Below are 13,633 nucleotides of genomic sequence, written 5' to 3' on the forward strand. Positions count from 1 at the left end.
CATCAATCAGAATCATGAATTATCTAATCTATAATTAGGGAGTATTCAATGTCAATGAAACAGCCTTTACGTGTTGCCGTCACTGGTGCCGCTGGTAATATCAGCTATGCTATGTTATTTCGTATTGCATCTGGCGAGATGCTAGGTAAAGATCAGCCAGTTATTTTGCAATTGCTTGAAATCGCTCCAGCACTTGACGCCCTAAAGGGTGTGGTCATGGAATTAGAAGACTGTGCATTCCCTTTATTAGCAGGTGTTGTGCAGACTGATGATGCGACTGTTGCATTCAAAGATGTTGACTATGCTCTGCTAGTCGGTTCACGTCCGCGTGGTCCAGGTATGGAACGTAAAGATTTGCTAGAAGCCAACGCTGCGATTTTCTCAGCACAAGGTAAAGCATTGAATGACGTTGCTAGCCGTGATGTAAAAGTATTGGTTGTCGGTAACCCTGCCAACACCAACGCCCTTATCGCTCAGCGCAATGCACCAGATCTTGATCCACGTAACTTCACTGCAATGACTCGTCTAGATCACAACCGTGCCATGGCGCAGTTGGCTGGCAAAACTGACAGCACAGTAAATCACGTGAAGAAAATGATCATCTGGGGTAACCATTCATCAACTCAGTATCCTGATCTGACTGCTGCTACTGTCAACGGTAAGCCTGCGTTAGATTTGGTTGATCGCGAATGGTACGAAGCGACTTATATCCCAGAAGTACAACAACGTGGCGCAGCAATCATTAAAGCACGCGGTGCATCATCTGCCGCTTCTGCTGCCAACGCGGCCATTGCACACGTACGTACATGGGCATTGGGTACTGATGAGAACGATTGGGTATCAATGGGCGTTTATTCAAACGGCGAATACGGTATCGCAAAAGGCTTAATCTACTCATTCCCATGCACGTGCACTAACGGCGATTGGTCTATCGTAGATGGCGTTGATGTGTCATCAAATTTCTCTAAAGAGAAAATGGCAGCGACTGAGCAAGAGCTTAGCGAAGAGCGTGATGCGGTAGCACACCTGCTTCCATAAGTCGCCAATGTCATCATGCCATGAAGCTGTTTTATAGAAATTGATCTAAAAAAGCCCTCTACATTAGAGGGCTTTTTTTGTCTTGTCTGCCTATCCAAATACAATTGATAACGTTAGGTACACGTTGATTAACAGCTATTAAAATAAAGCTTGCTACAATAAATGTGTCAATTTAGATAATAAACACAAAGACACTCGTACCATTTAAGGAGAAAAACATGTTGGGTGAACCAGAATACAATATGAATGAATTATTTGCACAGTTGGGACTTGATAGCTCAGATGCAGCGATTGATAGTTTTATCGAAAATAATCAGTTGGATAAAGAAGAGAAGTTGATAGAAGCGAGCATTTGGACAGACAATCAGCGTGCTTTTCTACAAGAAGAATGGGAAAAAGATGCGGAATGGGTAGAGGTCATCGATGACTTAAACGTACGTATGCATCCAAATGCTTAGAAAAACCCCATTAAATAAAAACCCACTAACGTTATAAACGCTGTGGGTTTTTTTATAAATTATAGATATCGAGGGTCGCATTTAAGCTTAATAGCAACCTAAATGGGCTGCTGCTCTCGCCACTCAATCAATGCTTTCACATCATTATGGATGCCTGTTTTTAATGCTTCTAAGCCATCATAATGTCGTTCACCATGTAAATAATGCAAAAATCGAACCTGTAAAGTTGATCCATATAAATCGGCATTTAATTCTGGGAAATGAACTTCCAAACGCCAATCATGTTGTTTATCGACAGAGGGTCTGGTGCCGATATTGGCTGTCCCAAAGAGGCTATTGGAACGTAATCCTGAGATACCTGATTTGCCATCTATAGCAAGTGCCGATAAGCCATCAGCAATCACTTTCCCATCCTCGTCGAGGCTGACGACATCAACAGCAAAGATACCATGCAGGGCAGGTTTTAAACGCTGTAGGTCAATATTTGCAGTAGGAAAGTCCATTGTGCGACCTATTTTATCGCCACCAACGACCATTCCTGTAATCTCATAATCGCGACCAAGTAGCGCATTAGCAGCGTCAATATCACCAGCCAATAGTAAGTCTCGAACGCGAGTAGAGCTGATACGTGCCGCTTTACCACTATCATCAATGACGGTATGTAGGTTGGTAACATCTAAGCCATAATTCCGTAAAAACTGACTGTCACCAGTACGGTCATGACCAAATTTGAAGTCATCACCCAACACCAACGCCTTGACATTTAAGCGCAGAGCTAAAATATCCGCAAATGCTTGGGCGGATAGTGAGCGAAACTCTGCATCAAATCCTGCCACAATCAAGGTCTCAACGCCATATTCTGCTAACAAAGCTTGTTTTTCAGCGAGATTGGTGAGGCGAGCAGGCGCAGTGGCTGGCGCAAAAAATTCACGAGGCTGTGGCTCAAATATCATGACAGCAGAACCAAGATTTTGTGCATGCGCAATATCACGGACTTGTTCAAGCATCGCTTGATGACCAAGATGGACACCATCGAAGTTACCGATAGTGAGCACACAGGGCACTAAATCTACTGGACTAGTATTTGCAGTCAAATTACTTGGCGAGGCAATCAGTTGCTCAAGAAAATAGGTGTTCATAAATTTTCAGCTATGATAGATAAAACCAGATAAAAAACACACCCGTACCAAAATCAATGTGTTTAAAATCAGCCATTATAAAGTAAAATGACCATACTAACATCCTATAGTCTACTGACAATAAAAGTATGGCGCTATCCGCTCTGTCATCTTAAAATACCGTGATGTTTGTCCACATGCTTTTGTAATAACCCTCTGTATAGAAGGATCATCTTGCAACAATTATCACTCATAGACTATTAATTAATAATTACGGAGAACTTATGCCCGTTGCTGCCTTGAATGCTGTACCAACTGTTTTGTTAGAACACTATCTCACTGATGAGTTTGTCGTGCAGCGTGCAAGTAGAGACGACTTGTCAGAGATTTTGGTGATTTATAATCAGACTATTGCAGGTAAACAAGCCACTGCCAATCTCACCCCAGTGACCTGTGAAGAGCGTGCAGATTGGTTTGATGAGCATATAAACAGTCCGACGCGTCCTATTTATGTCGTAAAAGCGATGCATAAGACCACGCAGAATGCAGCGAAAACAGAGACAGCAACAATCGTCGCTTGGGGTAGCTTTAGCGATTTATATGCACGACCGGCTTATCATATCAGCACTGAGATTAGTATCTACTTGCATCAGGATTATCACGGTCAAGGGTTGGGCAGCTTATTGACATGCTGGATGTTGACACAAGCGCCAAGCCTAGGCATTCATAATGTAATCGCGCTTATTTTTGCGCACAATCAGCCAAGCTTAGGATTGTTCCGTAAGCTTGGTTTTGAGCAATGGGGATATATGCCAAAAGTGTGTGATATGCAAGGCTTTATCGCTGATGTTGTGATGCTGGGTAAAGCGGTGACATCGGATGATGCTTCAGATAAGTAAGCTAAAATAGCTTAACCCAAGATCTTCCATTGACCTTTTATCTTCTGTAGCTGATAGGTCAATGGTGCAGGTTCGCTTTGTCCTTTTAACATCAGCTCCCCAATGATGGTGGCACGGGTTTTATCATCACTGTATTGAGTATCGGTAATAGTGACGCCATCAACCGTTTGCTGAAAGGCATACTGAGTTTTAGCCAGCTCTTCTTCGAAGTTTGCCATATCTACTTTATAATATTTAACAGCTTCCTTTACCTCGCCATAATACAAGCTATCTAGTGCTTGCTTTACAGTATCTTCCGGCGTACCAGTTTCGGTGGGATTGGTTACGAGGCTCTTTTGCTTGGTCACAGAGGTGACTGGATTGATATCATCACTATCAATAGCCGTTTCATCTTTACTATTGTCAGTTATCTGCTCGCTGCCAACTGTGCTATTCGTATCCACTGTTGACGTTTGATTAGCAGCGCTATTTTCAGCATCAATGCTTTTATCAGAACTGCCTTCAGCGATGGCTGCCGTATCTTCGGCACTATTAGCTGTCTTATCGTTATCGCTACAAGCACTTAAAAGCAGTCCAGTGCTAAGGACACCAGCAGTCAGGATAGTTGGTAAGCGTAGCAAGGTTACTCGTTTGGTTATCATTATTAGCCCTCAGATTTCATTTATTCGTTAATGGTTAATTATGGCAACTATCCGTGTCATTCACTATCCATTCTCTTACTAAGCTTGTTTTGGTTTCGTAAGTGAAGCTGCTTAACCATGCTTTAGCTGGCGTGGACGGAAACCAGTGGCTAGTAATACCACGCCATAAACCAGTGCTCCCACGGCACACATAATGAGCAAAGCGGCGATACGTCGCCACTGCGCATCATCGCTAGGGAAGTAAGGCAGCATGACATAAAGTACGCCAATCATAGCGCTGGTCGCAATCGCAAACTGGGTAAATAGCTTTTTCCAATGGCTGCCAAAGCGGAAAATATCACGTTTATGTAAGAAGTAATATAATAAGCCTGCGTTAACAAAGGCCGCGCCCGTGGTTGCTAAGGCCAAGCCGCCATGTAGTGGAATCTCTAAGAAATAAAATATACCGATGAAAATGACACTAAAAATCATGTTGGCAAAGACAGAAATGATACCGATTTTTACGGGTGTTCTGGTATCTTGACGGGCAAAAAAAGCAGGGGCAAAGATTTTAATAAGCATAAAGCCTAAAATACCACCAGCCATACTACGTAATGCGAGCGAACTCATCTGCGCATCGCGTAAGGTAAACTCACCGCGCAAAAACAGCGCTTGCATCAGTACATCGGCAAGTATAAACAACGCTGCTGATGCAGGGACACCGACTAAAATGATTAAGCGTGCCGCCCAATCGATAGTCTTTTTAAAGCTAAAATCGTCTTTTTGCGCCTCACTCTTTGACAAGCTTGGCAAAATGACTGTACCGATTGCCACGCCAATCAAGCCTAATGGCAGCTCACTCATACGCTCTGCGGCATACAGCCAAGAAACCGAGCCGCCAATCATCAATGACGCAAAAATGGTATTGAGCAGCAGATTAATCTGAGTGACAGAGACGCCAAAGATGGCAGGCAGCATGAGTTTTAAAATACGGCGAACGCCTTCATGCTGAAAGTCGACCTTGGGTGCGACCAGCAGCTTTTGTTGCCATAGCTGAGGCAGCTGTAGTAAGAATTGCAACAATCCTGCGATAGCGACTGCATAGCCTAGAGCCATGATAGGAACATCGAACATAGGGGCAAAAATTAGCGCGCCACCAATCATACATAAGTTCAATAACACGGGTGCAAAGGCAGGCGCAGCAAAGCGTCCGTAGCTTTGTAAAATGCCACTGGCAAAGGCGGTCATAGAAATAAATAGCAAATAAGGAAAGGTCAGACGCAGTAATTCAGCGGTAATAGCAAACTTACCTGGTTGATCCGCAAAACCAGGCGCGAATAAAGTCACGACCCAAGGTGCCATTAAAATAACAACGACGGTAAGCATCGACAAAACTAACAACAGAGCGCCTGAAGTACGACTGACTAAGATTTGTACCTGCTGCAAACTATATTTTTCTTTGTATTCAGATAGCACAGGGACGAAGGCTTGGCTAAAAGCACCTTCTGCAAACAGACGCCGCAAAAAGTTTGGGATTTTGAAGGCGACTAAAAAGGCATCCATCAGACCACCAGCGCCAAAGACGCCTAACAATACGACATCGCGTACCAGACCTAAAATACGAGACAGCATGGTCATACTACTGACCACCATGGTTGAACGAAATAACCGACTTTTTGCCATGAGAACCTATTGTGCTAATTTGTTTAATGAAGGTTGTTTACTGATGGTTGTTTACTAAGTTGCTGCTATCAAAAAGCTGACGAATTATAGCATTTTCATAATCGAGATAAATGGATTGGATGTGGAATATGACATTTGGAAAACTGAGGTTTCTTACATTAAATCATTTTATAAATTTTGTTTAATATCTTAAATAGCTCAGCCCGCTTATCAATCATAGATTCTCTGTAGCTAGCTGCATCACTTTCATCAAAAAATATATCTAAAGACGATACTCTCTTTCTAAAGGATATAACTGTTTCACCATATGATCTCAATGAGACGGAAGCTTCGTCATAACCGAATAGTAGTAGTAATGATTCTGCTTTGGTCAGTTCGCTAAAGCTATCGTATAAATCATTTTGAGAATCTAATAGGTTGCTAGATGGTAAGATCGTACTATCTAGTAGTAATCTTCTACGCCAATCAGAAGAAAGTGACCAATACCTTAAAGCAATATTATTAAAATTCTCTACTTTTTCTGCAACTTCTTTTAACATCTCAAACTCGCGTTCTATTTTAGCTTTTTTAAGCTCATTACGATGTTGTGTTGAAGATAATAGAAAAGCAATAACGCCTGCTATCAATGCGCCCAAACCTATTTTCACTGCTGAATCGACCACTTCAATCCAAGTCATAATATTTCCAGTCGATGGTTAATAATTATTAAAGTTGAGTGAGTCTTTTTATTTTAATAGAGCGGCGACCATCTCACGTAATTTTGCCCATTCAAAATAATCACCGGGATCCGTTTTGCGACCAGGGGCAATATCGCTATGACCTGTTAGATGACGACGAGTTTTGGGGTAGGTGGCATAAATGGCACAGACCACTTTTGCAAGTACCTCATATTGTGCGGCGGTGAAGGACACAAAATCAGACCCTTCAAGCTCAATACCGATGCTATAATCATTACATTCAGGGCGACCCAAGTAGCTAGAGCGTCCAGCATGCCACGCGCGCTCATTAAAATTAACAAACTGAGTTATCGCGCCATCACGCTCGATAAATAAGTGAGCCGAAACCTCCGCGCCTTTAATCGTTTGAAAATAGGGATGCGCCGCCCAGTCTAGCTGATTGGTAAATAATGCTTTAACGTAATGGATGTCGTCAGCATCAGACGCTCCGAACTCGTTCGGCGGTAGGCTGATATTATGAATAACAATAGTATCAATACTCATATCTGTTGGTCGCAGATTGCAGTTTGGTGATGCAAGGTATGTGGCGGCAGATAATCTGCCATCGTTAATCGTTATTGGTGTTATGGACATAATATTCTCTTTTATCATGATATTAATAAGTGGGCATTGACCGCTGGTTGCTAGCCATTTCTATCAATTAATAGCCATTCTGACAGTAACTACCTTGATAACAGTAGTTTTGATAGTAACAACTTTGATAACAGCCACTTTGACTAAGATATTTCAATGACTTAGCTCGTATATGGTTTTTAAGGTTATTTTAGTGAACGATCCAATCGGCATTATCAACCAGCCACCAATCACGCTATCGGCGTATGAATAATAACGTGCGAGGTTTACCCCATGTCTCTAAAGGCTAATTTTTTATCTGTAGATTGTACCCTAACTACTATGAGTCAACGAGCGCGTTTACCACTTGCTATTGCAGGATTGCTACTCTCTGCACAAACGCAAGCTTTTTTGCCAACCCCAGCATCATTAGTAACGACAGAGGCATTAGCGCCTACGCCGCAATCTGCTGCAATCGCTAATAATACGCCAAATAATGACGCTCCAGAAGATACCCAAGGGCTAGAAAAAAGCAACGTTGAGCAATTATTAGCCAAGTGGCGTGAGCAAGCAGCAACACAAAACTTAGCCCAAGATACGACATGGCGACGTTTATTATATTTCTTTGATGATCAAAAGAATTTGATTGGTAAGAAAAAAGACACCAGCATGGTTGATGAGGCTGACCTTTTTTTAAGTAAGAATGGACAGCATGATTCAGCTGCCGAGCTAGATGCATTACTCGTCGCTCTCGCTAATGAGGTAGCGACAACGAATAACCGTACTGTTAAAAAAAATACTGCTAATAATTCGGTATTATGTCGTTTTCCAGCCCGCGTACAATGGCTGACCAATACATTAGGCATTGATAAGACGGCGCTACAAGTTGACTGTCCGGAGTTGAATGAATGGATGCAAAAGATCGCCCCCGAGCAGCTATCTATCATGTTTGCCCAAGAGTATTTAGACAACCCTTTATCAGCCTTTGCTCATACCTTATTGCGTATCGACTCAAAAGCGAGTGTGGCAGATCCGAGCCAGATTCATCACGCGGTTGCGCTGAATTATACGGTTGGTGGTAATCCAAAAGACAATTTTGTGGTGTATGCCATCAAGTCAATGATCGGCGGTTATGACAATCTCATTGAAATTGATCCTTATCCAGCAAGGCTGGCCAAGTATCTGCAAGAAGACGAGCGTGACGCATGGACGTATCAATTGGATTTGACACCAGCGGAAGTCCAGCAGATTATGTTGCACGTTTGGGAAACCAAAGATTTAAAATTGCCGTATTACTTCACCACAGATAACTGTGCGTCTGAGATTTTACGCTTAATTGATGTGGTGCGTCCGCAGCAGCAGTTATTGAGTCAGCTGCCTTATGCGGTTATTCCCTCAGATGTCGTGCAATTACTTGATGATGAGGGCTTGCTTGCCAGCACCAACTATACCCCTGCTGATAGTACTTTACGCCAAGCGCAGTTAAACAAGGTCAAAGAGCAGCGCGAGCAATTCGGCTATCACAACAGCGCCAAGCAGACGATCAATGAGATTAAATCTGCCCAACTTAATGTGGTTTCGAGCATGTCAGCTGACGGACAGACGTTATTGCAGCCTAATATAGCGGTATCAGATAACAATCCAATAGATAGACATCCGCTGCAACTGGCTCATATGGGACTAGGGCAGCGCGGTGATAATAACTATATCGATTTGGGTTTACGAGCGGGCTATCATGATATTCTCGATCGCCCCTCAGGATTCCCACAGTTTTTTGATTTAGAAGGCGCATCTGCGACTTTGCGCCTGTACGACACCGATAATGACAAAGCCAATCAGCCAAACAGTGTGGTTTTGCAAAATGTGACGTTGATTCGTGGGCGCTCATTTAATCCGGTCAATTCTGCCAAAAAAGGCAAAACGTGGGGCGCTAGCATCGAGGCGACGCGTGTGAATGATGGCTCCCAGCAAGACGGTCGCGATCATTTAGTTGGGAGCTTGGGCTATGAATCAGGTTGGTCATGGGCATTTGGTACGCCTCGCACAGGTACAGGCGAGATGCCGCCGCAGCTATGCTATACCTTTTTGTCCGGCACAGCGCAAGCAGGGCGCGGTATCAATAAAGGCTTTCGCGTTGGTGCTGGCGTCAATGCAGGCTGTCGTTATCAGATTAACAATCAGTTACGCGCGCAGGCTGAATTGCAACTGCCATATTGGTATCATGGCAGCAGCGATGAGTCTAATTCACGTGGTCATTATTGGCAGCCGATATCGACATTAGGGCTGCAGTATGATATCGATAAAAAACAAGCATTACGCATTAATGCCAACTACGAATGGCAAGATCGTGTTGATGCCAATGAAGACGTACAGCTGTCGTACAGACGCTATTTTTAACATTTATTACTGAAAAGATGTATAGGTTATTAAAAAGATGTATAAGCAGTCATTAGAAATGGCGTTCGAATAAAGGATAAATGATGAGTACGCAAAATTTATTGATTATCGGTCAAGGTGATATTGGTTTGCCAGTCAGCAACCAGCTGGCACAGGACGGCTTGAATGTCACAGGTTTGGCTCGTGGTGAGCGCCATCATTACTCTTTGGATGATAACGCTGAATTTATGCAAGCCGATGCATTGACTCTGACGGCTGAGCAGCTGCGAGATTTTACGGCGATAGCAATTATCGTTACCCCCGATGATTATTCGACCAGTGGCTATCATAATAGCTACTTAGCAATTAGCCAGCATTTGGCAACGCTTGCGGACAAACTCACCAACCTTTCACGCATTGTCTTTATTTCGTCAACGGGTGTTTATGGGCAAGATAACGGCGAATGGATTGATGACAATACCGCGCCTGTGACGCCAGAGCGTGAAGCCTCGCAAGTGATATTGCAAGCAGAACAAGTCCTGCAACAAGGCTTTGGTGATAAAGCCATTATCATTCGTCCAAGCGGTATTTATGGACGCGCGCGTCTCATGCGTCTGCGTAAAGCCCGCGAGCCACAAAAGGAAGCAGTAGCAGCGGAGCATTGGAGCAATCGGATTATGGATCGCGATTTGGTCGCTATCATCGTTAACGTACTGACTATCGATGCGCCCAAGCCCCTGTATATTGCTACTGATTATGCGCCAGTCACGACTTTTGAGTTGGGCGTTTGGTTAAGTCAGCAGATAAATGAAACGCCTCCTGCTCTTGACGATAAAAAAGCAGCGGTTACGGGAAAACGCTTGCACAGTAATATTCCATTAGCTTGGTTGGCATATCCTGATTGGCAAGTCGGTTACCGTGATATTTTGCGTCATCAAGAACAATATCAAGAACAACATCAAGAATAATATGCCAGTTTGATTTAATTAGAATTATTTTTGTATTTTATAGCTTATGGAGATTTCATGACCCAGCCTTCTACTTCTGACACTCATTTACCCAGTGCTGATCTTAAAAAAGCAGTAGGCGGTACAGTTTCAGAAGGCAATGCTGAGCAGTCGTCTATTTTGCCAGATACTACCCAACCTGCGATTGTACATCCTAATTTTGACCCGAGTCGCTTGGCACTTGATCCTGCCAGACCCTTGAGCGATATTCCAGAACCTGCTAGGCGCTTAAATGGTCAATTGCAACGACTCTATGGTCGCTCTGCGCGTTTTTACCAGCCTAAAGAACACAGCTTATCAAAATGGTCGCTGATTGCTTCAGAAGTATTGGACGAGCATCTGTCATTACTGCGGGCAGCAGAGCTTGTCGAGTTTCCAGACAGCTTTTATCACAATCACAGCGCGCAACCATTATTATCATCATTAAATGGTATGACTTTGCTCGACATGGCCGATATTCAGCAGGCGCTTCGTGCTTATCCAAAACTGCATCGTTACGGTTTTGCACTGAATGGCTCTTCTGTAAGTACCGATACGAGCGTTAGTAATAATGCTAAAAACAAACAGGCTTCTTTACGTGCATTGACCAAACGTTATAACCCAGATGAATTGCTCAACAGTGTTTACGCCGAAGATTGGCAAGTGGTGTTGCAGCCGCAGCAATTTGAGACAGGCGAGGGCAGTTTGGCTACTGACATTATGGCGTGCAGCGTCGCTGTCCATGCATTGAGGCAGTGCGAGACACGAAAAAGTATCAATCACCGCTATAGTGCCGCGCAAATCTGTCAGCACATACGCAGTTATCTGCTGAGTCAAATCATTTGTGAGCCATCGCAGCGCCATGCATACCGTCAAATACGCATTTTCACAGGACATGTTATTGTTGCCGCGTATCATTTAGGTTGGGAGATACAAGTGAGTGATGACGGTCAGTGTTATTTTAATCTCTCATCGCGCAGTGGCCTATTGACTCGTTATCCTAACATGCAGGATTACGACATCAATGGTTGGTCAAGCTGATCAATAATGCGTACAATAACGCCAATTTTTTGCTCTTCTTTTTGTCAATAGGAACGCTTCCATGCTTAATGCCTCAATGCCTAATGCGCAACACCCTTCTTTCTCCTCACATCAATTTATCCAACTGGCTTTAGACAATCAAGTTCTCAAATTTGGCGAGTTTGTCCTCAAGTCTGGTCGCATCAGTCCGTATTTTTTTAATGCAGGCTTGCTGGCGTCGGGTGAGATGTTGTCGTTGCTCGCGTGTGGTTATGCTGATGCCTTGGCTGAGCAAATGGCTGCTAGTCATAACGGTACAGATGAGCAGGAGCTGGTGATATTTGGGGCAGCGTATAAAGGTATTCCTTTTGTGGCAGCAACCGCGCAAGCCTTATGGATTCATCATGGTATCAATGCCAAGTGGGGCTATAATCGTAAAGAAGCCAAAACCCATGGCGAAGGTGGCAACTTAGTAGGCGCTGACGTTAGTGGTAAAGCAGTCTGGGTACTCGATGATGTCATTACCGCTGGTACGGCGATGCGCGAAGTGGTTGAGATTTTAGAGCAAGCGGGCGCTAGCGTTGCTGGTATTATCGTTGCCCTTGACCGTAAAGAAAAAGGTCAGGCTGAGCATTCTGCTATTCAAGAGTTGGCGTCAACATTAGAGGTACCAGTGCGCGCGCTCGTCGATATCGATGATTTAATCAGTTATTTGGCAGATGACTATGGCGTACAAAGCGATCAGCATAAAGACGCGACCCAACTTGCCAAGATGCAACATTATCGCGCGCAGTACGGCGTATAGTTGGGTACTGAGTTTGAAGCTGTTCTACATTAATAATATAACGTAAGTGAGCTTTATCATGAGCCAAGAAAATCAAAAAAAATCGTTAAATATACTCGTTATTATGGATCCTATCGAGCAGGTTAATTATAAAAAAGACACGACCCTTGCTATGATGTGGTCGGCACAAGACCGTGGGCACAGCCTTGGCTATTGTCAGATTTATGATTTGTGGTTGGATCGTGGGCAACTGATGGTTGATACGCAGCCAGTGACCGTCAAGCGTGATCCTAAAGATTTTTATACATTAGGGGATAAAGCGACAGCACCAATCAGCGACTATGACGTGGTGTTGATGCGTAAAGATCCGCCGTTTGACATGCGTTTTATTTATGCCACTTATATGCTTGATCATGCCAAAGCTGCTGGTGTGCTAGTGGTCAATGACCCACAAGCGATACGTGATTGTAATGAAAAGCTATTTGCCACGTGGTTTAGCGATTATATGAGCCCAACGATTGTGACCAGTAAACAGGCGCATATTCGCAAGTTTATCGCTGAGCAGCAAGACGTCATTGTTAAGCCATTAGATGGTATGGGCGGTACGGGGATTTTCCGTTTGACCGCAGATAGTCCAAATATCGGCGTCACGCTTGAGATTTTAACTGAGCTTGAAACCTTGCCGATTATGGCACAGCGTTATTTACCAGAGATCAAAGAAGGCGATAAGCGCGTGTTGATCGTTGATGGTGAAGTGGTCGATTATAGCTTGGCGCGTATTCCCACCAAAGGCGAGACCCGTGGTAATCTTGCTGCGGGTGGTAGCGGTGTTGCGATGCCGCTCACCGATGTCGAACGTCAAGTGGCAGAAGTCGTGGCACCTATTGTTAAAGAAAAAGGTCTCATGTTCGTCGGGCTCGACTTAATCGGCGGTCGTATTACCGAGATTAATGTCACCAGCCCAACGTGTGTACGTGAGATTGATGATCAATGCGGTACAGATATTGCAACGGACTTTATCATTGCCATTGAGAATAAATTAGCAGTTTGCGCAACGCTGTAAGGATAGAGTGATTTATCACTAAGCTATGCGCACAATACTTGAAAAACAGTGTGCTAAGATAGATTGATAAACAGCATCTTTTCATAGCGCATAAAAAGGCGATAAAACGTCATTTATAAACGATGCTTTTATGATTTTTCGATAGCATTTATAAAAACCAAGTCGTGATTGCTCGCGGCTTGGATTTTTGTTATTGACAGTGCATAAAGTGCTACATATCAGCCAACGATTTACACTATACTATGCGAGATTTTATAGGGTCATTATTGGCTGATGACTAAGATGATCATAGGATAATA

General features: G+C 43.7%; 13 protein-coding genes. 8 read left to right on the plus strand and 5 right to left on the minus strand.

What is annotated here, in order from left to right; all coding sequences use genetic code 11:
* Positions 1–54 precede the first annotated feature (54 nt).
* Together I3257_RS02910 and I3257_RS02915 are read left to right on the plus strand one after the other, a co-directional pair.
* The gene (locus tag I3257_RS02910; protein WP_238048779.1) at positions 55–1,038 is read left to right on the plus strand and encodes a malate dehydrogenase; all 984 of its coding nucleotides are present in this window, start codon (positions 55–57) and stop codon (positions 1,036–1,038) included.
* A 218-nt stretch (positions 1,039–1,256) separates the two neighbouring features.
* Positions 1,257–1,496, plus strand: a complete 240-nt coding sequence (locus I3257_RS02915) for a DUF2789 domain-containing protein (protein WP_238048762.1) — start codon at positions 1,257–1,259, stop codon at positions 1,494–1,496.
* 98 nt (positions 1,497–1,594) lie between these two features.
* Here I3257_RS02915 and ribF read toward each other — a convergent pair whose 3' ends face one another.
* Complete coding sequence (gene ribF / locus I3257_RS02920) at positions 1,595–2,635, minus strand: riboflavin biosynthesis protein RibF (protein WP_238048763.1); 1,041 nt, start codon at positions 2,633–2,635, stop codon at positions 1,595–1,597.
* A gap of 263 nt (positions 2,636–2,898) precedes the next feature.
* On the opposite strand from ribF, the gene I3257_RS02925 reads away from it, so the two are divergent.
* Complete coding sequence (locus I3257_RS02925; protein WP_238048764.1) at positions 2,899–3,513, plus strand: GNAT family N-acetyltransferase; 615 nt, start codon at positions 2,899–2,901, stop codon at positions 3,511–3,513.
* Positions 3,514–3,524: 11 nt separating this feature from the next.
* Here the strand turns inward: I3257_RS02925 and I3257_RS02930 are convergent, their stop codons facing one another.
* The 4 genes from I3257_RS02930 to ampD all read right to left on the minus strand — a co-directional run bounded on the left by I3257_RS02930 (position 3,525) and on the right by ampD (position 7,126).
* Positions 3,525–4,154 (minus strand): hypothetical protein, encoded by a 630-nt coding sequence (locus I3257_RS02930; protein ID WP_045454092.1) that lies wholly within the window; start codon positions 4,152–4,154, stop codon positions 3,525–3,527.
* Positions 4,155–4,265: 111 nt separating this feature from the next.
* The gene (murJ, locus tag I3257_RS02935) at positions 4,266–5,816 is read right to left on the minus strand and encodes a murein biosynthesis integral membrane protein MurJ (RefSeq protein ID WP_238048765.1); all 1,551 of its coding nucleotides are present in this window, start codon (positions 5,814–5,816) and stop codon (positions 4,266–4,268) included.
* 158 nt (positions 5,817–5,974) lie between these two features.
* On the minus strand, positions 5,975–6,493 hold the full coding sequence (locus I3257_RS02940) for a hypothetical protein (protein ID WP_201560642.1): 519 nt from the start codon (positions 6,491–6,493) through the stop codon (positions 5,975–5,977).
* Between the two features lie 48 nt (positions 6,494–6,541).
* A complete protein-coding gene (ampD, locus tag I3257_RS02945; protein WP_238048766.1) occupies positions 6,542–7,126 on the minus strand; it encodes a 1,6-anhydro-N-acetylmuramyl-L-alanine amidase AmpD in 585 nt (194 codons plus the stop codon).
* Between the two features lie 321 nt (positions 7,127–7,447).
* Between ampD and I3257_RS02950 the strand changes: the two genes are divergently transcribed.
* From I3257_RS02950 to gshB, 5 genes are all read left to right on the plus strand, one after another.
* Complete coding sequence (locus I3257_RS02950) at positions 7,448–9,502, plus strand: DUF4105 domain-containing protein (protein ID WP_238048767.1); 2,055 nt, start codon at positions 7,448–7,450, stop codon at positions 9,500–9,502.
* A gap of 83 nt (positions 9,503–9,585) precedes the next feature.
* Positions 9,586–10,449 (plus strand): SDR family oxidoreductase, encoded by an 864-nt coding sequence (locus I3257_RS02955; RefSeq protein WP_238048768.1) that lies wholly within the window; start codon positions 9,586–9,588, stop codon positions 10,447–10,449.
* Positions 10,450–10,506: 57 nt separating this feature from the next.
* Positions 10,507–11,508 (plus strand): hypothetical protein, encoded by a 1,002-nt coding sequence (locus tag I3257_RS02960; RefSeq protein ID WP_238048769.1) that lies wholly within the window; start codon positions 10,507–10,509, stop codon positions 11,506–11,508.
* Between the two features lie 76 nt (positions 11,509–11,584).
* The gene (gene pyrE, locus I3257_RS02965; protein ID WP_238048780.1) at positions 11,585–12,292 is read left to right on the plus strand and encodes an orotate phosphoribosyltransferase; all 708 of its coding nucleotides are present in this window, start codon (positions 11,585–11,587) and stop codon (positions 12,290–12,292) included.
* Positions 12,293–12,350: 58 nt separating this feature from the next.
* On the plus strand, positions 12,351–13,334 hold the full coding sequence (gene gshB, locus I3257_RS02970) for a glutathione synthase (protein WP_238048770.1): 984 nt from the start codon (positions 12,351–12,353) through the stop codon (positions 13,332–13,334).
* The last annotated feature ends 299 nt before the right edge of the window (positions 13,335–13,633 follow it).

The organism is Psychrobacter sp. Ps7 (assembly GCF_022129225.1).
In the GTDB taxonomy this organism is placed as follows: domain Bacteria; phylum Pseudomonadota; class Gammaproteobacteria; order Pseudomonadales; family Moraxellaceae; genus Psychrobacter; species Psychrobacter immobilis_A.